The sequence below is a fragment of the Williamsia limnetica genome (genome assembly GCF_003217475.1).
GTDB classification, from domain to species: Bacteria; Actinomycetota; Actinomycetes; order Mycobacteriales; family Mycobacteriaceae; genus Williamsia; species Williamsia limnetica.
Genome location: NZ_QJSP01000001.1, coordinates 405,606 through 426,975, shown reverse-complemented (window position 1 = coordinate 426,975; position 21,370 = coordinate 405,606). Strand labels below are relative to the sequence as shown.

Below are 21,370 nucleotides of genomic sequence, written 5' to 3'. Positions count from 1 at the left end.
GACGAGAACAGGGTGCCGCATGCAGTTGCGACAGGATCACCCGTGAGCACAAACGCCGAGCGCGGGGAGACGGCCGACGAGCCACGATGGCTGATGGTCTACCGCCCGCGCCGGTCACCGTTGTATGCAACGATCGCCGCGGTGGCGGTGATCATCGTCCATGTCGTCATCGGGGCGCTGCTGACGATCGGGGATACGGGAGCAAACTTCCAGACCTCGGACCAGATCGCGATGGGCTTGATCGGCGTGGTGATCGGCGGTTCCATGATGCTGCTCTGCCGGGCCCGGCTGCGGGTGGGGGCCGAAGGCGTAGGGATACGAAATCTGCTCGGCGAGCGGGTTTTCGACTGGAGCATCGTCAGGGGAGTCTGGTACCCGGACAGCGGCAACTGGGCGCGTCTGGAACTGCCGGACGACGAGTTCAGTCCGATTCTGGCGATCCAGGCGAATGACGGCGAGCGCGCTGTGTCCGCGATGGCCGAGTTCCGAGAACTGCAGGAGCGTTTCGCTCCGCGCTGAGCTCGACCAATTTGGGCGGAGACGTAGCGCCAGCGGAGCTCGACCAATTTAGGCGGAGACGTAGCGCCAGCGGAGCTCGACCAATTTAGATCTGTCGTGACCGGGTACTAGCCTGGAATTGTGGCTGACCCGTCGACGTACCGCCCGGCTCCGGGGAGCATTCCCACCGAGCCCGGTGTCTACAAGTTCAGGGACGTCCATCGGCGTGTGATCTACGTCGGGAAGGCGAAGAGTCTGCGCTCGCGACTGACGTCGTACTTCGCTGACCTGACCTCGCTGCATCCCCGTACGCGGCAGATGGTCACGACTGCCGCGTCGGTCGAGTGGACCGTGGTCTCGACCGAGGTCGAGGCGCTGCAGCTCGAATACAACTGGATCAAAGAGTTCGATCCGCGGTTCAACGTCCGGTATCGCGACGACAAGAGTTATCCGATGCTCGCGGTCACCATGGCCGAGGAGTATCCACGGTTGTTCGTCTATCGCGGTCCGCGGCGCAAGGGCGTCCGGTACTTCGGTCCCTACGCGCACGCCTGGGCGATCCGGGAGACCCTCGATCTGTTAACCAGGGTGTTTCCGGCCCGTACGTGTTCCAATGGAGTGTTCAAGCGGCACAGGCAGATTGACCGGCCGTGTCTGCTCGGGTACATCGACAAGTGTGCTGCGCCGTGCATCGGTCGTGTCAGCGCAGAAGAGCACCGGGTCATCGTCGAGGACTTCTGTGACTTCCTCGCAGGCCGAACCGACCGGATGATCAACAATCTGCAATCGCAGATGGAGAAGGCATCCACTGCTCTCGACTTCGAACGCGCGGCTAGGCTCCGCGACGACATCGGGGCCCTGCGAAGGGCGCTCGAGCGGCAGTCGGTGGTGCTCGGCGACGGGACCGACGCCGACCTCGTCGCGATGGACGGGGACGATCTCGAGGTCTCGGTCCAGGTCTTCCATGTACGCGGCGGTCGCGTTCTGGGGCAGCGGGGCTGGATTGTCGAGAAGTCGGGTGACGATGACATGGCCGACCAGGTCGGCCAGTTCTTGACGCAGTTCTACGGCGAGCAGGTGGAGCAGGCAGCGTCCGTGTCGGTGGAGGACGGCCATGCGTCCGCGGATCCTGTTCCGCGTGAGGTCCTCGTCCAGGCGTTGCCCCCGAATGTCGGCGAAGTGCGCGAATGGCTTTCGGGACTGCGCGGGAGCAATGTCGATCTGCGGATCCCGCAGCGGGGCGACAAGAAGGCGTTGATGGAGACGGTCGCACGGAACGCCTCCGGCGCTCTTGCTCAACACAAACTCAAACGCGCCGGTGATCTGACGACGCGGTCGGCGGCGCTGACGGAGATCCAGGACACCCTCGGCCTGGACACAGCGCCGTTGCGCATCGAGTGCATCGACATCTCCCATGTGCAGGGCACCGACGTCGTCGCCTCGCTGGTGGTCTTCGAGGACGGGTTGCCCCGTAAGTCCGACTACCGGCATTACGCGATCCGGGAGGCCGCCGGAGACGGTCACTCCGACGACGTCGCCTCCATCGCTGAGGTCACGCGGCGCCGGTTCCTTCGGCATCGGGCGGATCTGGCCGAGAGTTCGCCCGTGCCGCCGCCTCCGCCGCTCGCCGATGTGAGCGGTGGCGACCTGGCGCCCGAAGCGGCGATCGACCCGAAGACGGGCAGACCGCGGAAGTTCGCCTATCCGCCGAATCTGTTCGTGGTCGACGGGGGAGCGCCTCAGGTGCACGCCGCCGCTGCGGTGCTCGACGAACTCAACATCACCGACGTCGCGGTCGTCGGGTTGGCGAAGCGCCTCGAAGAGGTCTGGGTACCGGGCGACGACGATCCGGTGATCTTCCCGCGCACGAGCGAGGCATTGTTCCTGCTCCAGCGTGTGCGCGACGAAGCTCACCGTTTCGCGATCAGTTTCCATCGCAGCAAGCGCAGCAAACGGATGACCGCGTCTGCGCTCGACGGCGTACCGGGCCTGGGTAGTACCCGCCGGTCCGCGCTGGTCGCGCATTTCGGTTCTGTCGCAAATCTGCGACAGGCCACCATCGAACAGATCGCGGAGGTGCCGGGTATCGGGCAAATGACCGCAAAAGCGGTGCAGGAGGCACTTGTCGAACATAATCAGGACACCGAGAAGACGGGACCCAGCAGTTGAGCGAAACCCAGGCCGACGCGGAGCGCGCGGGCACCGGACGGCCAGAGGTGTTGTTGGTCACCGGTTTGTCCGGGGCGGGTAGCAGCACCGTGGCGAACCTGCTCGAGGACGCGGGGTGGTACGTGGCGGACAACGTTCCCCACACCCTCATCGGTTCGATGGTCGACGTGGCTCGTAAGGAGAACTCTGCCATCTCCCGGTTGGCGCTGGTCATGCGTATCCAGGGGAACTCCTACGCCGCCGCACTCGAGGAGCTGCGCACCGAACTCGATGAGGCGGGGATCCACCCCAGGGTGGTGTTCATCGAGGCTTCAGAACAGGTTCTGGTGCAGCGGTTCGAGCAGGTACGCCGGCGTCACCCGTTGCAGGGCAAAGGAACCCTGATCTCGGCCATCGCTGCCGAGCGGACGATGCTGGCCGCGGTGAAAGAACGCGCCGACCTCGTCGTCGACACCTCCGGCCTCTCGGTCCAGCGTCTGCGGGTGATCATCGAGGGCGCATATGCCAGTGAATCCGTTGCCGACGTGAGCGTCGTCGTCGAATCCTTCGGCTTCAAGTACGGGCTCCCGATCGACGCGGATATGGTGGCCGACGTCCGATTCCTGCCCAATCCATATTGGGTCCCGGAACTGCGGGATCACGACGGCCTCGAGGAACCGGTCCGGGACTACGTACTCGGGCAGGAAGGCGCGGGGGAGTTCCTCGACAAGTACGAGCAGATCCTGCGACTGGTCGGCGCCGGGTACCGGCGGGAGGGCAAGCGCTACATGACGGTGGCCATCGGCTGTACCGGTGGAAAGCACCGCAGTGTGGCAATGAGCGAAGAGCTGGCTGCCCGGCTCTCGCGTACCGGTCCTGACTCCGATGCCTTCTCGGTGCGCGTCGCGCATCGCGATCTGGGGCGCGAATGAGTGGCACCGATCCTGCGATCGTTGCCCTCGGTGGTGGTCACGGTCTCTACGCAACGCTGACCGCGATGCGCCGGCTCAGTGACGATGTCACAGCCGTCGTCACGGTTGCCGACGACGGCGGTTCGTCGGGGCGGCTGCGAGCGGAGTTGGGCATCCTTCCTCCCGGCGATCTGCGCATGGCGATCGCGGCCCTGCTGTCGGCGACCGATCCGGCTCCCGAGCAGGCCGAGACCGGACCCGGTTCTCGGCCTCCGAGGGAATGGGCGGCCCTGCTGCAGCACCGTTTCGGCGGACAGGGTGCGCTTGCGGGGCATCCGGTGGGCAATTTGTTGCTCGCCGGACTGACCGAGGTAACCGGCGACGCCGTCGAGGCTCTCGAGATGATCACGGCCCTGTTCGGGGTGAGGGGCCGGGTGCTGCCCATGTCCGCGACGGCTCTGACGATCGAGGCCGACGTCTCCGGGCTCGAGGCCGATCCACGGATCAGCAGACCGATCCGTGGGCAGGTTGCGGTCGCGACGACGCCGGGAAAGGTCCGTCGCGTCCGCTTGTCGCCGGACGACCCACCGGCCTGCGCGCAGGCCGTCGAAGCGATCGACAACGCTGATGTGGTGGTACTCGGACCGGGATCGTGGTTCTCGAGTGTGATCCCGCATGTGCTCGTCCCCGAGCAGCTCGCGGCTCTCAAACGCACCAAGGCCCGCAAAATCTTGATCGTCAACCTCGCCCCCGAACCCGGTGAGACAGCGGGCTTTTCGGTGGAGCGACACCTCCACGTGCTGTTCGCACACGCGGACGACTTCCGGGTGGACCACGTCGTCGTGGACTCCGGTTCGGTGCCCGTCGGTCGCGAACGGGAGCATGTCGAGCGGGCCGCCTCACAATTCGGGGCGACACTGCACGACGGTGAGCTCGCCGTTCCCGGAACGCACACCCATGACCCGGGAAGGGTGGCCGCCCTCATCCGGAGTCTGTGCGATAGTGAAGCCTCAAGTTACCGATCGACAGTCGGACAATCTGCATCTGAAACAACCAATGAAGGGGACGACGTCGAGTGGCGATGACATCCGCGGTCAAAGACGAACTGAGTCGTCTGGCGGTGACCCAGGTGAGCAGCCGCAAGGCAGAGGTGTCGGCGTTGCTCCGGTTTGCGGGTGGGCTGCACATCGTCGCAGGGCGAGTCGTGGTCGAAGCCGAGGTCGACCTCGGTAACGTCGCTCGCCGGCTGCGTCGGGAGATCTTCGAGTTGTACGGGTACAACTCCGAGGTGCACGTGCTCAGCGCCGGCGGCATCCGGAAGAGCGCGCGGTACATCGTCCGCGTCACCAAGGACGGCGAAGCGCTTGCTCGGCAGACGGGTTTGCTCGACATGCGCGGCCGTCCCGTGCGCGGGTTGCCTGCCCAGGTTGTCGGCGGCAGCGTCGGTGACGCCGAAGCAGCCTGGCGCGGCGCCTTTCTCGCACACGGATCGCTGACGGAGCCCGGACGTTCCTCGGCGCTCGAGGTGAGTTGCCCCGGTCCGGAGGCTGCGCTGGCACTTGTCGGTGCTGCCCGTCGCCTGGGCGTCACAGCGAAGGCCCGCGAGGTGCGCGGTGCGGACCGGGTGGTCATCCGCGACGGCGAGGCGATCGGCGCCCTGCTCACGCGGATGGGCGCCCAGGACACCAGGCTCACCTGGGAAGAGCGACGCATGCGCCGCGAGGTCCGGGCAACGGCGAACCGGCTGGCGAACTTCGACGACGCCAACCTGCGCCGCTCCGCTCGCGCCGCCGTGGCGGCCGCTGCGCGCGTCGAGCGTGCGCTCGAGATCTTGGGTGACCAGGTCCCGGACCACCTGATCACGGCAGGCCAGTTGCGGATCACACATCGGCAGGCCTCGCTCGAGGAACTCGGGCAACTCGCCGACCCGCCGATGACCAAAGACGCCGTGGCCGGACGAATCCGCCGGCTCCTGTCGATGGCCGACAAAAAGGCGCGAACCGACGGCATCCCGGACACAGAATCGGCGGTCACCGCCGACCTGCTCGACGACGACTGACGAGCGCCGGGTCCGACGACACCGGTCCGCCCGATCGGGCCGACGGACGGTCCGGCGCATCCGAGTCGGACCGGGCGTGCCTGGTCCCGGGCCGACGACTAGGCTGATCACTGCCGCAGACGGGCCACACGATGGCCCAGCACACCCACAGCTAAGGAGCTCATAGTGACCGTTCGTGTAGGCGTCAACGGATTCGGCCGGATCGGCCGTAACTTCTTCCGTGCCATCGAAGCGCAGAAGGCGCTCGGCACCACTGACATCGAGATCGTCGCTGTCAACGACCTCACGGACAACGCGAGCCTGGCGCACCTGCTCAAATACGACTCCATCCTGGGCCGGTTGCCGCAGGATGTCTCGCTCGAAGGTGACGACACGATCGTTGTCGGAGACCGCAAGATCAAGGCGCTCGCACATCGTGGGCCGCTCTCCGAGCTCCCCTGGGGCGATCTGGGCGTCGACATCGTCGTCGAGTCGACCGGTATCTTCACCGATGCCGCCAAGGCCAAGGGCCATCTCGACGCCGGCGCCAAGAAGGTCATCATCTCCGCTCCCGCCAAGGGCGAAGACATCACGATCGTCCTGGGCGTCAACGACGACAAGTACGACGGCAGCCAGAACATCATCTCCAACGCCTCGTGCACCACGAACTGCCTCGGACCGGTCGCCAAGGTCCTCGATGACGAGTTCGGCATCGTGTCGGGTCTGATGACCACGATCCACGCCTACACCCAGGATCAGAACCTGCAGGACGGACCGCACAGCGATCTGCGCCGCGCCCGCGCTGCGGCCCTCAACGTCGTGCCCACCGGAACCGGTGCGGCAAAGGCGATCGGACTGGTTCTGCCGCAGCTGCTCGGCAAGCTGGACGGCTACGCACTGCGCGTGCCCATCCCGACCGGCTCGGTCACCGACCTCACCGCCATCCTGAAGAAGAAGGCGACCGTCGACGAGATCAACGACGCCATGAAGGCAGCGGCCGAGGGACCCCTCAAGGGCATCCTGAAGTACAGCACCGCCCCCATCGTGTCCTCGGACATCGTCACCGATCCGCACTCCTCGATCTTCGATGCGCCGCTGACGAAGGTCATCGACGAGCAGGTCAAGATCGTGTCCTGGTACGACAACGAGTGGGGCTACTCCAACCGCCTCGTCGACCTCACCGGCCTTGTCGGAAAGTCGCTCTAGCACAACCAGTTCGAGTAGACCCTGACCCTTCGAGCGCCGGGAGACGACGCGCCTGATGACCACCTCGGTACCCACCCTCGCTGATCTGCTCGCGACCGGAGTGGAAGGACGGACCGTTCTGGTCCGATCCGACCTCAACGTTCCGCTGGACGGCTCCACCATCACCGATGCCGGGCGCATCCTGGCGTCGGTGCCCACCATCAAGACCCTGTCCGATGCGGGCGCGAAGGTCATCGTGACCGCGCACCTGGGACGTCCGAAAGGCGCCCCGGACCCGGCGTTCTCGCTGGGCCCGGTCGCCGAGCGGCTCGGTGCCGAACTGGGTCGCAACGTCCAGTTGGCGACCGACGTGGTGGGCGGCGACGCTCTCGCGCGCTCGGAAGGTCTGACCGACGGTGACGTCATGATGGTGGAGAACGTGCGTTTCGATCCGCGCGAGACCTCCAAGGATGCAGCCGAGCGCGAGAAGCTCGCCAAGGCGCTGGTGGAACTGACCGGTGACGAGGGCGCGTTCGTCTCCGACGGGTTCGGAGTGGTCCACCGGGAGCAGGCGTCGGTGTACGACGTGGCAAAACTGCTCCCGCACTATGCAGGTGGCCTGGTTGCGGCCGAGGTCGAGGTTCTCGCGAAGCTCACCACGGACACTGCCCGCCCGTACGCGGTGGTGCTCGGTGGTTCCAAGGTGTCCGACAAGATCGGTGTCATCGAGGCGCTGGCGCCGAAGGTCGACACGCTGGTCATCGGCGGCGGGATGGCGTTCACGTTCTTGGCGGCCAACGGTTTGTCGGTGGGTTCGTCGCTGCTGCAGGAAGACCAGATCGAGACCTGCAAGTCGTTGCTGGAGCGGTTCGGCGACGTCATCCACCTGCCGATCGACGTGGTGGTGGCCGACAAGTTCGCCGCCGACGCAGAGGCGAAGGTCGTCCCTTCCACGGAGATCCCGGACGGCTGGATGGGGCTCGACATCGGACCCGAAGCGGTGAAGCGATTCGCGGCTGTGCTCGGAGAGGCCAAGACCGTGTTCTGGAACGGTCCCGCCGGCGTCTTCGAGTTCGAGAAGTTCGCAGCCGGGACGAAGGGTTTGGCCGAGGCGATCATCGGCGCCACCAAGGGCGGTGCGTTCTCGGTGGTCGGCGGCGGCGACAGCGCCGCTGCGGTACGCACACTCGGTCTTCCCGAGGACGGTTTCTCCCACATCTCGACCGGTGGCGGGGCCTCGCTCGAGTACCTCGAGGGCAAGGAACTTCCCGGACTGAAGGTATTGGAGAGCTGAGATGGCCAATCGTAAACCGCTGATCGCGGGCAACTGGAAAATGAATCTCAATCACCTGGAGGCCATCGGCCTGGTGCAGAAGATCGCATTTGCGCTGCCCACCAAGTACTTCGACAAGGTCGACGTCACGGTCATCCCGCCGTTCACGGACATCCGGAGCGTGCAGACCGTCGTCGACGGTGACAAACTGCTGCTCACCTATGGCGCACAGGATCTTTCGGCACACGACTCCGGTGCGTACACCGGTGAGATCAGCGGCGCGTTCCTCTCGAAGCTCGGCTGCACGTTTGTTGTCGTCGGGCATTCGGAACGGCGCACCCTGCACGCCGAGACCGATGACGTGGTGCTCGCCAAGACCAAGGCTGCGCTGAAGTACGAGCTGACGCCTATCGTGTGTGTCGGTGAGGGGCTCGAGATCCGTGAAGCGGGCGAGCACGTGGCCTACAACATCGCGCAGCTCAAGGGTTCGCTAGCCGGGTTGAGCGCTGACGAGATCTCGAAGGTCGTCATCGCATACGAGCCGGTGTGGGCCATCGGCACCGGCCGGGTCGCCAGTGCCGCCGATGCGCAGGAGGTCTGCGCTGCCCTGCGTACGACCCTCGCCGAACTCGCCGATCAGAAGATCGCCGATTCGGTACGCGTGCTCTACGGCGGTTCGGTCAACGCGAAGAACGTGGGAGAGATCGTCGGACAGACCGACGTCGACGGCGCGCTTGTCGGCGGTGCCTCACTCAAGTCGGACGAGTTCGCCACGCTGTCGGCCATCGCCGCCGGCGGACCTCTGCCCTGATCCCGAAATTGGGGCCTTTTGGCGAACGCGACCTGCGGGTTTGCTCGCCAAAACGCCCCATTTCCGGGTGCGGGCACCGGCCGGTACAGTGGTAGATCGGCCGTTCGAACAAAACTTCTGATAGGAAACGACACGTGAAGCTTGCCCTGGACATCGGACTCGTGGTCACCAGCGTGTTGTTGATCGTCCTGGTACTGCTCCATCGCGGCAAAGGTGGCGGTCTGTCGTCGCTGTTCGGTGGCGGTGTGCAGTCGAGCCTGTCCGGTTCGAGTGTCGTCGAGCGTAACCTCGACCGCCTGACGGTTTTCGTCGGCGTGATCTGGTCGATCTTCATCCTCGGCATCGGTCTGGACATCAAGCTCTCGTAACACCTTCGGTCAACGCCGATTGTCGAGATGCGCTAGCCCTGGGCGGGCATAGATACTGAGCGGGTGACCGACAAGCGCCCCGCCGTGCCCCGACCGGAAGCCGGCAGCACCGACAGACAATTGACCGAACCGCTACGCGAAGACATTCGCCTGTTGGGCGGCATCCTCGGACAGATCGTTCGTAAACATGCCGGCGAGGGCACCTTCGAACTCGTCGAAAAGGCCCGGGTCGAATCTTTCCGGGTCCGCCGTTCCGAAATCGAGCGGACCGAACTCGAGAGCTTGTTCCGCGACATAGACGTCTCCGAGGCCATCTCGGTGATCCGGGCGTTCAGCCACTTCGCCTTGCTCGCCAATCTCGCCGAGGACATCCACCGGGAACGGCGTCGCGCCATCCATGTCCGTGCGGGGGATCCGCCCCAGGACTCCACACTCGCTGCGACGTACGCCAAGCTCTCGGCCGCAGGACTCGGTGATGAGCAGGTCGGCGCGGCACTCGCCGACGCCACGGTGGTCCCGGTGATCACCGCCCATCCCACCGAGACCCGCCGACGGACCGTGTTCGAGGTCCAGCGCCGGATCACCGATCTGATGCGTTTCGCCGGACGTACCGAATTGACGCCCGCCGAACGTGACGAGGTCGACAGAGCCTTGAACCGACAGGTGCTCACGCTGTGGGAGACCGCGCTGATCCGCCTCGAACGACTACAGATCCAAGACGAGATCGAGGTGGGACTCCGGTACTACGACGCCGGGTTCTTCGAAGTCATCCCGCGGGTCAACGCGGAGCTCCGGGCCTGGCTTCAGGAGCACTACCCGGCCGCCGGTATCGCCGATGAACCCATGCTGAGGATGGGCTCGTGGATCGGCGGGGACCGGGACGGTAACCCCTTCGTGACCGGTGAGATCGTCGGCATGGCAACGCGTCGGGCGGCGGAAACCGCGGTCTCGCATCACCTCGCCGAACTGGCCACACTGGCGCAGGAGCTGAGCCTGACGTCTCGACTGACCGACGTCGGAGACGGGGTGTTCGCGCTCGGCGGTGTGCAACGCGGTGAGACCGAGGCCGACGAACCTTATCGGCAGGCCTTGCGTGCCATCCGGGCGCGGCTGGCTGCGACCGCGGGTCGTCTTTTCGGGGACCGTTTTGTCGCTGTCAATGACGGGGGCTACCCGAAAGATGGCTCGGCCACCTACACCGACGCCGCTGAGTTCCTCGCCGACCTCGACGTGATCGATGACTCGCTGCGCTCGAACGGCGACGACGAACTCGCCGATGACCGGTTACTGACCCTGCGAGAGGCGGTGCGGGCATTCGGTTTCCATCTCTCCGGCCTGGACATGCGGCAGAACTCGGAGACTCACGAAGAGGTGATCGCAGAACTACTGGCCTGGGCCGGTGTCCATTCGGACTATCGGTCACTGGGGGAGGCCGAACGGGTGGAGTTGCTCACCGATGAATTGAGCAGCAGACGACCGCTCACCGGGCCGGGTGCCGACCTCTCCGACCTCGCGCACAAGGAACTCGACATCGTCCGGTCCGCTGCGGCAGCGGTGAGGGCGTACGGGCCTGCGGCGGTCCCCAACTACATCATCAGCATGTGCACATCCGTGAGCGATATGTTCGAGGCCATGGTGCTGCTGAAGGAGGCAGGACTGTTCGACCCCGGCTCCGAAGACATCGCGCCGAGTTCGTCGGTGCGGGTGGTTCCGTTGTTCGAGACCATCGAGGATCTGCAACAGGGCGCCGCAACGTTGCTCGCGGCCCTCGACATCCCGCTCTACCGCGCGCTCGTCGACGCGCAGGAGGGGATCCAGGAGATCATGCTCGGGTATTCCGACTCCAACAAGGACGGCGGGTACCTGGCGGCGAACTGGGCGCTGTACCGGGCGGAGCTCGATCTCGTCGACGCCGCGAAGAAGGCGGGTATCCGATTGCGACTGTTCCACGGTCGCGGTGGAACGGTCGGCCGCGGCGGCGGACCGAGCTACGACGCGATCCTGGCGCAGCCGCCGGGCGCCGTTCAGGGGTCGCTGCGGATCACCGAGCAGGGCGAGGTGATCGCCGCGAAATACGCCGAACCCGTGGTCGCACGGCGCAACCTGGAAACCCTGTTGGCAGCGACCATCGAGTCGTCACTGCTCGACACGGAAGGTCTCGGCGCCGAGGCGGAGGCGGCTTACGCCGTGCTCGACGAACTCGCCGCGCTGGCGCGTGCGGCCTACAGCGAGCTCGTCCACGAAACACCGGGGTTCGTCGAGTACTTCGTGAACTCCACCCCGCTGTCGGAGATCGGTTCACTCAACATCGGCAGCCGCCCTGCCTCGCGTAAACAGACCGAGAAGATCTCGGATCTTCGTGCGATCCCGTGGGTGTTGTCCTGGTCGCAGGCCAGGGTGATGTTGCCGGGCTGGTACGGAACGGGTACCGCGTTCGAGCAGTGGGTCGGCGGCGATGGCGAGCGGCTGGCGATCTTGACCGACTATTACCGCCGCTGGCCGTTCTTCCGGACGGTGATGTCCAATATGGCGCAGGTGATGGCAAAGTCGGATCTTGGTCTGGCGGAACGGTATTCGCGTCTCGTTCCGGATGAGGAATTACGGGAGAAGGTCTTCGGGATGATCACCGCGGAGCATGAGCGCACGACTGCGATGTACTTCGCGATCACGGGTACCGACGACCTGCTGGCGGACAACCCCGCGCTCAAGCGCTCGGTCTTCAACCGCTTCCCGTACCTCGAGCCCCTCAACCACCTGCAGGTCGAGCTGTTGCGCCGCTACCGCGGTGGCGACGATTCGGATCTGGTGCGTCGCGGGATCCAACTCACCATGAACGGACTTGCGACGGCACTGCGCAACAGCGGGTAGTCGACAAAAAACACACCGTTCGGTCACGTGCACCCGTTGCAACAGGTGTGTGTGACCGAACGGTGTGTTTTTGTGCGGGGATGGCAACAGGGCCGTCATGGGGTATGTTCGATTCCTGCGAGACGATTCTCCGTTTTCGTCTCACTCGAACCGAACGGGAGTCCGGGTGTCCACACCAATGCCGATGAGCCGAGCAGACGAGCCTCGGTTCCCTGAGGCCGTCCGCTATGCGCACGCGGTGGACAGCAAGGCCGTCACACGTGCGCGTCGGGTGGCGAGACGTGTGACGGGCAAAGACCTCTTCCCGTCGGAGGAACACATCCGTACATTCGCGGCGGAGATGTTCACCACCGATCCGGTGGCCGAGCGATTTGTCGATGAGGTCTACGGCGAACTCGGTGGTGAGGCCGCGCGAGCGTTGCTCGACAAGGCGCTGACCGATGGACTCGAGTCGATCGAGGATCCGCCACCCGCGATGGTGGCGCTCTTCGCGGAGTTCGAGAACGTTCCCGAGTGGGTGGACCCGGCGCAGATCGCCGAAGGTGAAGCCATCTGGAGGCGATGGGGAACGTCTCTGTTCAGCGTGGCAGGTGGCATCACCCTCGAGATGTACACCGAGGCGGCGGTCGCGACGCCGTTGTCGCTCGCGGGCGGATACGCCGGTGACAATGCGCTGCGTAGGTTCCTGGAGACCGCACGCTTCTGGATCGATGTGTCCGAACCGGATGCCCTTCTCACGCCCGGATCAGCGGGCCGGGCCACCGCCATGCGGGTCCGGGTCATGCACGTCTGGGTTCGCCGTACCGTCGCCGAACACCCCGAGTGGGACGCTGCGCGCTGGGGTCTACCGATCAGCCAGTCGTACCAGCTGCTGACCCTGCTCGGCGGCAGCGTGGTGCCCGCGATGGCGCTCTGGATGGTGGGAATCCAGACGTCGCCGCGGGAGATCCGGGTCCTGCTGCACTATCAGCGCTACCTCGGACATCTGCTCGGAGTGCGGACGCAGTGGTACCCGAAATCGATCGCCGATTCGCTGCGACTGCTGGCGTTGGTCAACACCACGCGCAGCCACGATTCGGGCCCGCACGGGGCGGAGCTCATCGAGTCGTTTCCCGCAGCCTTCGCCCCCAGGGACGGCCACACGGGGCTACGACGGATGCGAGAGCTCTACAACGCGCGTATCTATGCGGCGTATTCGGCGTTGTTCATGATGCCGTGGACGAGGAAAAAGTACGACATGCCCAGCGCCTTCCCAGCCATCGTATGGATTGCGCTGAGACTGCCGCTGGTGACGATCGTCGAGACTGCACGTCGGGTCTGCCCGCCGATCTCACGTGTTCATGAGCGAGTCATGCGCAGGCATCGTGAGAACTGGTACGCGGCACAGATGGAAGGCCGCGAGGCGACGTTCCAAACGGGCCGCGGACTGCGCCGCTGAGGCAGGACCGCGATCAGGGCAGATTCGACGCGGCCGCGGGATCTACGAACCACACCGTGGATTCGGTCCCGTGCGCACCGGCACACGGCCAGTCCATGAAATCGGCACCCGCCACGCCTGCGGCGACGGCTTCGGCCTTCTCCGCACCCGACACCAGGAACCAGACCTCGCGCGAACGTGCGATGGCGGGCAGGGTCAGTGTGATCCGCTTCGGCGGCGGTTTGGGGGAATTGGTCACCGCCACCACGGAGGCCCGGCTCTCGCCGGTTGCCTCCGAGTGCGGGAACAGCGAGTTGATGTGACCCTCGCCGCCCATGCCGAGCAGATGGAGATCGAACTGGGGGACGGTCTCGCCTTCACCCGCCCGGGCGGCAAGGCGTTCGGCGTAATCGGCCGCGGCTGCGTGGATGTCGTCACCGAACTCACCGTCCGACGACGCCATCACGAAGACCCGATCAGCGTTCACCGGCACATGGTCGAGCAGGGCCGCCTGGGCCTGACCCGCGTTGCGCTCGGAATCGTCGGCGGCCACGAAACGCTCGTCACCCCAGTAGATGTCCACGGCCGACCAATCGATGTCGCCGGAATCCTTTGCCAGGGCCTCCAGCAGTGCTATGCCGTTGCTTCCTCCGGTCAGTACCACCGACGCGGTTCCGCGGGCGGCCTGCGCCGCCGTGATCGTGGTGATGAACCGCTCGGTCACCGCTTCGACCAGCGAGTCCTTGTCGGCGGACCTGAATATTTCCGGTGTGCTCATGCGTGAACCCTGTCTTCGGCGCGAATGATGCCGGCCACCCCCTGCAGCGCGAGATGGTAGATCTCGTCGGGGTCGAGCCTGCGAAGTTCTTCTGCGAGCAGATTGCTCAACTCGCGGCCCGGGAGTGCAACCCGCCCATCGGGTTTGCCCGGGATGGAAATGATGGCCTGATTGCTCATGCCGACGCACAGCACGAGCGGACCGGCGTCGCGGTCGACCGTCACCTTGAAACTACCGACCGACCTCGTCACCGGAACACCCAGGACCGAATGCAGCCAGCCTGCAAGGAGATCGACTGCGGGGGAGTCGGCCGGACCTTCGACCTCGGCTGCGGTCACCGCACTGTGCGGCGGTTGATCGAGCGCTGACGCCAGGAGTGCACGCCATGCGGTGATCCGTGACCACGCGATGTCGGAATCGCCCGGAGCGTAGGTGGCGAGCCGCCGCTGCAGTTCGGCGGGTACATCTGTCGCGCGGCGTGCGTCGGTGATCCGCCGGGTGCCGAGCTGACCGATCGGGTCGGCGGCCGGGTTGTCCGGACCCCGTCCCGGCCACCACGTGACCACCGGTGTGTCCGGCAGCATGAACGGGATGACAACGCTCTCACCGTGATCGGCGAGCTCGCCGTACAGGTGCAAGACGACGACCTCAGAGGCGCCGGCGTCGCCGCCGACCCGGATCTGGGCGTCGAGTCGCGACGGGAGGTTCCGGTCACCGCGTGCGACGACGATCACCCGACACGGATGTTCGCGGCTGGCCTCGTTGGCAGCTTCGATGGCGCCCTCGGTCGGCTCACCTTCGTCGGTGCAGACAAGGAGTGTCAGCACCCGACCGGAGGTGAATGCGCCACCCGAGTCGCGGATCTTGATGAGCTGCTTGCTGATGGCGGTGGTACTCGTATCAGGGAGTTCGACGATCATTGCTTGCTCCTTCGTCAAGAGGCGCGACTACCGGGAGATCAAGGCCGGCGCCAGGCCCGGCCGTTGCGGGTCATCATCTCGTCGGCGGACTCGGGGCCCCAGGTGCCCGATTCATAACCGTCCGGTGTGCCTGTCGCGGCCCAGCGCTCGAGTACGGGATCGAGTATCTTCCATGACAACTCGACCTCGGCGTTGACGGGGAACAGCGACGGCTCACCCAGCAAAACGTCCAGGATCAACCGCTCGTAGGCCTCAGGCGAGGACTCGGTGAACGCCTGACCGTAGGAGAAGTCCATGTTGACGTCGCGGACCTCCATCGAAGAACCCGGAACCTTCGAACCGAAGCGCAACGTGATGCCTTCATCGGGCTGCACCCGGATCACCAAAGCGTTCTGGCTCAATTCCTCGGTCATCGTCTGGTCGAAAGGCAGATGTGGGGCTCGTTTGAAGACCAGTGCGATCTCGGTCACGCGCCGCCCCAGCCGTTTGCCGGTGCGCAGGTAGAAGGGGACGCCGGCCCACCGTCGACTGTCGACCTCGACCGCGATCGCGGCGAACGTCTCTGTCGTCGAATCCGCGGCGAAGCCTTTCTCGTCCTTGAGGCCCGGAACCGGCTCGCTGCCCTGCCATCCGGCCTCGTACTGTCCCCGGGCGGTGTTCTCGTCGAGCGGCAGAATGTTCCGGGTGGCCGAGAGCACCTTGATCTTCTCGGTCTGCAACTCGTGCGGTTCGAACGAGATGGGCTCTTCCATCGCGATCAGGGCCATCAACTGGATCAGATGATTCTGGATCACGTCACGGGCGGCGCCGATGCCGTCGTAGTATCCGGCGCGACCACCGAGGCCGATGTCCTCGGCCATGGTGATCTGGACGTGGTCGACGTAGTGCGAACTCCACACCGGGTCGAACAGTTGGTTCGCGAAGCGCAGCGCGAGGATGTTCTGGACGGTCTCTTTGCCGAGGTAATGGTCGATACGGAATACGGAGTGCTCCGGGAAGACCGTGTTGACCACGTTGTTCAGCTCTTTGGCGCTGTCCAGATCGTGCCCGAACGGCTTCTCGATGACCACCCGCCGCCACTTGTCCTCGGACTGTTCCGCGAGACCGGAGCGCGAGAGTTGCTCGCACACCACCGGAAACGCTGCCGGCGGAATGGACAGGTAGAACGCGTGGTTGCCGTCAGTACCGCGCTTCTCGTCCAGCTCACCCAGCGTGTCTCGGAGCTTGTCGAAGGCCTCGGGGTCGTCGAAGGTGCCCTGTACGAAGCGGAAGCCTTCGCTCAGGCGTTCCCAGACGTCTTCGCGGAACGGGGTCCGGGCATTGGCCCGGACCGCGTCGTGCACAACCTGGCCGAAGTCCTCGTGATCCCAGTCGCGGCGGGCGAAGCCGACCAACGCGAACCCCGGCGGCAGGAGTCCCCGGTTCGCGAGGTCGTAGACCGCGGGCATCAGCTTTCTGCGGGCGAGATCCCCGGTGACGCCGAAGATGACCAGACTGCATGGTCCGGCGATCCGGGGAAGGCGCTTGTCCCGTTCATCTCGGAGTGGGTTGACCCATTCGGAGCTGCGGTCGGACAATGTCGTTCAGCCCTTTGATTTCTCGGCCAGCTGCTCGGCTGTGGCGTCGAGCAGTTCCTTCCACGACGCCTCGAACTTCTCGACACCCTCGTTCTCGAGGACGAGGAAGACGTCCGTCAGGTCGATGCCGATGGCGGCGAGTTTGTCGAAGATCTCCTGAGACGCCGGACCCTGTCCGATGATCGACGAGGTATTGACCTCACCGTGATCGGCGAAGGCATCCATGGTCTTCTCCGGCATGGTGTTGACGGTGCCCGGAGCGACCAGCTCGCCGACGTAGAGGGTGTCGGGGTACGCCGGATCCTTGACGCCGGTCGACGCCCACAGTGGTCGCTGCGCGTGTGCACCGGACTCCTTGAGCGCGGCGAACCGGGGCTGGTCCTCGAAGACCTTCTGGTAGGCCGCGTACGCGAGCCGAGCGTTCGCGAGAGCGGCCTTGCCCTTGAGTTCCTTCGCCTCGTCCGACCCGATCGCGTCGAGACGCTTGTCGATCTCGGTGTCGACGCGGGAGACGAAGAACGAGGCCACGGAATGGATCTTGGACAGGTCATGGCCGGCGGTCTTGGCTTGCTCGAGGCCATCGAGGAAAGCACCCATCACGAGTTCGTAGCGCTCGACCGAGAAGATCAGCGTGACGTTGACACTGATGCCTTCCGCGATGGTCTTGGCGATCGCCGGAATTCCGGCCTCGGTGGCGGGGATCTTGATCAAGACGTTTGGCCGGTCGACGATCTTCCAGAGTTCGACTGCCTGCGCGGCGGTCTTGTCGGCATCGTGCGCCAGCCGGGGATCGACCTCGATGGACACCCGACCGTCCACACCGCCCGAGGCCTCGTACTGCGGGGCGAGGATGTCGCATGCGTCGCGGACGTCGTCTGTGGTGACGGTCCGGATGGTCGCGTCGACATCGGCGCCGCGGGCGGCGAGTTCGTTCACCTGCTCGTCGTATGCGTCACCCTTGGACAACGCAGCCTGGAAGATCGACGGGTTGGTGGTGACACCGACGACCGATTTGGTGGCGACGAGTTCGGCCAGGTTGCCCGACTTGATACGGGTCCGGGACAGGTCGTCGAGCCAGACCGATACGCCGGCCTGGGACAGTGCGGCAAGATTGGCGTTCTGTTCGCTCATGGTGCGCTCCGATTCTTGGTGATGGGGGAGTCGTGATCGGTGACTTCGACCAGGACTACTTCGCGATCGCGCGTTCGGCGGCGGCGGTGACAGCATCCGCCGTGATGCCGAACTTCTCGTACAGAACCTTGTAGTCGGCGGACGCGCCGTAGTGCTCGATCGAGATGATCTCTCCGCCGTCGCCGACGAGTCGGTACCACGGCATCGCGATGCCGGCTTCGACGCTGACCCTGGCCTTCAGTGCAGGCGGGATCACCGAGTCCCGGTAGGCCTGGTCTTGCTCGTCGAACCACTCGACACACGGCATGGAGACGACTCGTGCGGCAATGCCCTTGCCCTTGAGCGCCTTCTGCGCCTCCACCGCGAGGTACACCTCGGAGCCGGTCCCGATCAGGACGACCTGCGGATCGCCTTCGGACTCCGACAGGATGTACCCACCCTTGGCGACACCCTCGGCAGACGTGCCCTCGAGAATCGGCAGGTTCTGACGGGTCAGTGCGAGGCCGGCCGGATTGTGGCGTCGCTGCAGGATCTGCTGCCAGGCGTACGCGGTCTCGTTGGCGTCACCCGGCCGGATCACGTCGAGATCCGGGATCGCTCGCAGCGCGGCGAGATGTTCGATCGGCTGATGCGTCGGTCCGTCTTCGCCGAGCCCGATGGAGTCGTGGGTCCAGACATAGATCGGGTCGGTCTTCATCAGGGACGCGAGCCGCACCGCCGGCCGCATGTAGTCCGCGAATTGCAGGAATGTTCCGCCGTAGGCGCGGGTCGGACCGTGCCGGACGATGCCCGAGAGAATCGCACCCATCGCGTGCTCGCGGATACCGAAGTGCAGGGTCCGCCCGTAGGGGTTGGCACTCCAGGTCTTGGTACTGATGCTCGTCGGACCGAACGATGCGGCACCGTCGATGGTGGTGTTGTTGCTTCCTGCCAAGTCGGCGGAGCCGCCCCACAACTCGGGCAGTACCGGGCCGAGGGCGGAGAGCACCTTGCCGGATGCCGACCGGGTCGCGACGTCTTTGTCCCCGACCTCCCATTTCGGCAGTGCGTCGGTCCAGCCCTCGGGCAATCCGTTGACGTTGAGCCGATCGAGCAGCTCCTTGCGCTCGGGGTTGGCCTCGGCCCACTCGTCGAAGGACCTCTCCCAGGCCTTACGTTGCTCGGCGCCGCGCTCGACGAGCGAGCGGGTGTGAGCGATCACCTCGTCAGAGACCTCGAACGTTTTCTCCGGGTCGAACCCGAGGATCTTCTTGGTCTCGGCGACCTCGTCGTTGCCCAGCGCCGCGCCGTGCGCACTACCCGTGTTCTGCTTGTTCGGAGCCGGGAAGCCGATGATCGTGCGTAGGACGATGATCGACGGCTTGTCGATCACAGCCTTGGCCTTCTCGATCGCCTCTTCGATGGCCGTCACGTTCTCGCCGCCGTCGACGTGCTGTACGTGCCAGCCGTAGGCCGCGTAGCGCGCTGCGACGTCTTCTGACAGCGCGATCTCGGTGTCGTCCTCGATCGAGATGTGGTTCTTGTCATAGAACACGATCAGGTTGCCGAGCTGCTGGGTACCGGCCAGTGAGCTGGCTTCGGACGTGACGCCCTCTTCGATGTCGCCGTCCGAGGCGATCACGTAGATGTAGTGGTCGAATGCGCTGCCGCCGACGGGTGCGTCCGGGTCGAACAACCCACGCTCGTAGCGGGCGGCCATCGCCATACCGACGGACGAGGCCAGACCCTGCCCGAGCGGGCCCGTCGTCATCTCGACCCCGCGGGTGTGGCGGTATTCGGGGTGCCCGGGCGTCTTCGACTCGTACGTACGAAGAGCTTTCAGGTCATCGAGCTCGAGACCGAAACCGCCCAGGTAGAGCTGGATGTACAGCGTGAGGCTGGAGTGGCCGCACGACAGGATGAACCGGTCACGTCCCATCCAGTCGGTGTCAGTGGGGTCGTGGCGCATCACCCGCTGAAACAGCGTGTAGGCGAGCGGGGCCAGACTCATGGCCGTTCCGGGGTGGCCGCTACCGCACTTCTGGACGGCGTCTGCAGCCAAAACTCGTACTGTGTCAACCGCTTTCGTGTCCACCTCGCTCCAGTCAGCTGGATGAGAGGCCTGGGTTAGCGCGCGAATTTCGTCTGATGCTGACACGATCGTGTGAACTCCTACAAGCTCGACTCCGGTACAGGGCGGGGCTACTGAAGAGCCCGCCACCAGCCTAGTCGTCTCGGGTCGATGTCGTGGCATACGGGAGGCGAAACGTCACCACGGTGCCGACCGCGGTGGGTGGCAGGCCGCTGTGGTGGGGTTTCGACCTCGATTCTGGTTCTGGTACCCCGGCCGTCTACCATTCCCTGTAGTAGATGGACGAGTCAGGAGATCTAGTGCGGATTGGGGAACGTGTGAGCGGACACGGTTTCGCCTCCTCCCCGGCGACAGGTGGCGGTGAGGCACCGCCGGTGGCGCCCCCGACAACTCTTCGTCGGCGGATTCAGAGTGCGGCGCTGGCTTACCTCGCGCTCACCAAGCCCCGGGTCATCGAGTTGCTGCTTGTCGCCACCATCCCGGTGATGCTGTTGGCGGATCGCGGCAACATCGATCTGACCCTGATGGCGTGGACGTTGCTGGGTGGCTGGCTGGGAGCGGCGAGCGCCAACACCTTGAACATGGTGGTCGACGCGGACATCGATCAGAAGATGAAGCGCACCGAACGTCGGCCTCTGGCCAGACATGCGGTGTCGACACGCAGTGCGCTGATCTTCGGCATCCTGCTCGGCGCCGGCTCGTTCGCCGTCCTGTTCACGATGGCCAATCTTCTCAGCGCCCTGCTCGTGATGGCGACCATCGCGTTCTACGTTTTCGTCTACACGATGGTGCTCAAGCGACGGACCTGGCAGAACGTCGTCTGGGGCGGGGCCGCCGGATGCATGCCGACGTTGGTGGGCTGGGCCGCGGTGACCGGGACACTGGGCTGGCAGCCGTTGGTGTTGTTCATGGTGATCTTCTTCTGGACTCCGCCACACACCTGGGCACTGGCCATGCGTTACAAGGAGGACTACCGCGCCGCGGGGGTCCCCATGCTCCCGGTGATCGCCACCGAGATCCAGGTGACACGGCAGATGCTCTTCTACACCTGGGCCACCGTGCTGAGCACCTTGGTCCTGTGCCTGGCGACCAGCTGGATCTATGCGGCCGTCGCGTTGGCAGCGGGTGGATGGTTCATCTTCGTTGTCCACAAGCTCTATCGTTCGACGCTTCGCGGCGAAGAGGTCACACCGCTGAAGGTGTTCTTGCAGTCCAACGAATATCTCGCGATCGTGTTCTGTGGTCTGGCGATCGACTCGGTGATCGGCTTCCCGACACTCGCCAGCCTGTTCTGACGTCATCCGTTCGGTAGATCATCGGCCCGTAGGCAGGGTCGGCTGACCGCGCCGGACGGTAGGCGGGTTAACGTCTGATCA

At 65.1% G+C, this 21,370-nt stretch carries 17 protein-coding genes; 12 read left to right on the top strand and 5 right to left on the bottom strand.

Translation table 11 applies throughout. The features are described 5' to 3' along the window. Positions 1-93: 93 nt before the first annotated feature. The 11 genes from DFR67_RS02035 to DFR67_RS01985 all read left to right on the top strand — a co-directional run bounded on the left by DFR67_RS02035 (position 94) and on the right by DFR67_RS01985 (position 13,538). A complete protein-coding gene (locus DFR67_RS02035; protein ID WP_245937678.1) occupies positions 94-519 on the top strand; it encodes a PH domain-containing protein in 426 nt (141 codons plus the stop codon). 120 nt (positions 520-639) lie between these two features. Beyond that, positions 640-2,667 carry an excinuclease ABC subunit UvrC gene (gene uvrC / locus DFR67_RS02030; RefSeq protein ID WP_110467713.1) on the top strand — a complete coding sequence of 676 codons (2,028 nt, stop codon included), beginning with the start codon at positions 640-642 and terminating at the stop codon, positions 2,665-2,667. Next, positions 2,664-3,578, top strand: coding sequence for an RNase adapter RapZ (gene rapZ, locus DFR67_RS02025; protein WP_110467712.1), 915 nt, complete (start codon positions 2,664-2,666; stop codon positions 3,576-3,578). Before uvrC ends, rapZ begins: the two co-directional genes overlap by 4 nt. Beyond that, entirely contained in the window at positions 3,575-4,642 is a 1,068-nt protein-coding gene (locus DFR67_RS02020; protein WP_110467711.1) for a gluconeogenesis factor YvcK family protein, read from the top strand. The genes rapZ and DFR67_RS02020 overlap by 4 nt, the downstream gene beginning before the upstream one ends. Then, positions 4,633-5,616: a DNA-binding protein WhiA gene (whiA, locus tag DFR67_RS02015; RefSeq protein WP_084836855.1), complete on the top strand. Its 984-nt coding sequence runs from the start codon at positions 4,633-4,635 to the stop codon at positions 5,614-5,616. The genes DFR67_RS02020 and whiA overlap by 10 nt, the downstream gene beginning before the upstream one ends. Before the next feature lie 165 nt (positions 5,617-5,781). After that, positions 5,782-6,801 (top strand): type I glyceraldehyde-3-phosphate dehydrogenase, encoded by a 1,020-nt coding sequence (gene gap / locus DFR67_RS02010; protein ID WP_084836856.1) that lies wholly within the window; start codon positions 5,782-5,784, stop codon positions 6,799-6,801. A 55-nt stretch (positions 6,802-6,856) separates the two neighbouring features. Continuing rightward, complete coding sequence (locus DFR67_RS02005) at positions 6,857-8,074, top strand: phosphoglycerate kinase (RefSeq protein WP_110467710.1); 1,218 nt, start codon at positions 6,857-6,859, stop codon at positions 8,072-8,074. Position 8,075: 1 nt separating this feature from the next. Then, positions 8,076-8,864, top strand: a complete 789-nt coding sequence (gene tpiA, locus DFR67_RS02000) for a triose-phosphate isomerase (RefSeq protein WP_110467709.1) — start codon at positions 8,076-8,078, stop codon at positions 8,862-8,864. Between the two features lie 134 nt (positions 8,865-8,998). Further along, positions 8,999-9,232, top strand: coding sequence for a preprotein translocase subunit SecG (gene secG, locus DFR67_RS01995; RefSeq protein ID WP_110467708.1), 234 nt, complete (start codon positions 8,999-9,001; stop codon positions 9,230-9,232). A 63-nt stretch (positions 9,233-9,295) separates the two neighbouring features. Next, the gene (ppc, locus tag DFR67_RS01990; RefSeq protein WP_245937656.1) at positions 9,296-12,100 is read left to right on the top strand and encodes a phosphoenolpyruvate carboxylase; all 2,805 of its coding nucleotides are present in this window, start codon (positions 9,296-9,298) and stop codon (positions 12,098-12,100) included. A gap of 178 nt (positions 12,101-12,278) precedes the next feature. Next, positions 12,279-13,538: an oxygenase MpaB family protein gene (locus DFR67_RS01985; protein ID WP_110467706.1), complete on the top strand. Its 1,260-nt coding sequence runs from the start codon at positions 12,279-12,281 to the stop codon at positions 13,536-13,538. Positions 13,539-13,551: 13 nt separating this feature from the next. Here DFR67_RS01985 and pgl read toward each other — a convergent pair whose 3' ends face one another. From pgl to tkt, 5 genes are read right to left on the bottom strand one after another with little or no spacing between them, the layout of a single operon-like run. After that, positions 13,552-14,295 (bottom strand): 6-phosphogluconolactonase, encoded by a 744-nt coding sequence (gene pgl / locus DFR67_RS01980; protein ID WP_110467705.1) that lies wholly within the window; start codon positions 14,293-14,295, stop codon positions 13,552-13,554. Continuing rightward, entirely contained in the window at positions 14,292-15,215 is a 924-nt protein-coding gene (locus DFR67_RS01975) for a glucose-6-phosphate dehydrogenase assembly protein OpcA (RefSeq protein WP_110467704.1), read from the bottom strand. The genes pgl and DFR67_RS01975 overlap by 4 nt, the downstream gene beginning before the upstream one ends. 38 nt (positions 15,216-15,253) lie before the next feature. Next, complete coding sequence (zwf, locus tag DFR67_RS01970) at positions 15,254-16,792, bottom strand: glucose-6-phosphate dehydrogenase (RefSeq protein ID WP_110467703.1); 1,539 nt, start codon at positions 16,790-16,792, stop codon at positions 15,254-15,256. Between the two features lie 6 nt (positions 16,793-16,798). Next, on the bottom strand, positions 16,799-17,923 hold the full coding sequence (gene tal / locus DFR67_RS01965) for a transaldolase (protein ID WP_110467702.1): 1,125 nt from the start codon (positions 17,921-17,923) through the stop codon (positions 16,799-16,801). 55 nt (positions 17,924-17,978) lie between these two features. Continuing rightward, positions 17,979-20,060 carry a transketolase gene (gene tkt, locus DFR67_RS01960; protein ID WP_110467701.1) on the bottom strand — a complete coding sequence of 694 codons (2,082 nt, stop codon included), beginning with the start codon at positions 20,058-20,060 and terminating at the stop codon, positions 17,979-17,981. 233 nt (positions 20,061-20,293) lie between these two features. On the opposite strand from tkt, the gene DFR67_RS01955 reads away from it, so the two are divergent. Continuing rightward, positions 20,294-21,289 carry a heme o synthase gene (locus DFR67_RS01955; protein WP_245937655.1) on the top strand — a complete coding sequence of 332 codons (996 nt, stop codon included), beginning with the start codon at positions 20,294-20,296 and terminating at the stop codon, positions 21,287-21,289. Positions 21,290-21,370: the final 81 nt, after the last annotated feature.

Coding starts and splice junctions, on each gene's coding strand:
- DFR67_RS02035 (WP_245937678.1), top strand. CDS start 94: ATGGTCTACCGCCCGCGCCGGTCACCGTTGTATGCAACGATCGCCGCG.
- DFR67_RS02020 (WP_110467711.1), top strand. CDS start 3,575: ATGAGTGGCACCGATCCTGCGATCGTTGCCCTCGGTGGTGGTCACGGT.
- DFR67_RS02005 (WP_110467710.1), top strand. CDS start 6,857: ATGACCACCTCGGTACCCACCCTCGCTGATCTGCTCGCGACCGGAGTG.
- tpiA (WP_110467709.1), top strand. CDS start 8,076: ATGGCCAATCGTAAACCGCTGATCGCGGGCAACTGGAAAATGAATCTC.
- DFR67_RS01985 (WP_110467706.1), top strand. CDS start 12,279: ATGCCGATGAGCCGAGCAGACGAGCCTCGGTTCCCTGAGGCCGTCCGC.
- pgl (WP_110467705.1), bottom strand. CDS start 14,295: ATGAGCACACCGGAAATATTCAGGTCCGCCGACAAGGACTCGCTGGTC.
- DFR67_RS01975 (WP_110467704.1), bottom strand. CDS start 15,215: ATGATCGTCGAACTCCCTGATACGAGTACCACCGCCATCAGCAAGCAG.
- tal (WP_110467702.1), bottom strand. CDS start 17,923: ATGAGCGAACAGAACGCCAATCTTGCCGCACTGTCCCAGGCCGGCGTA.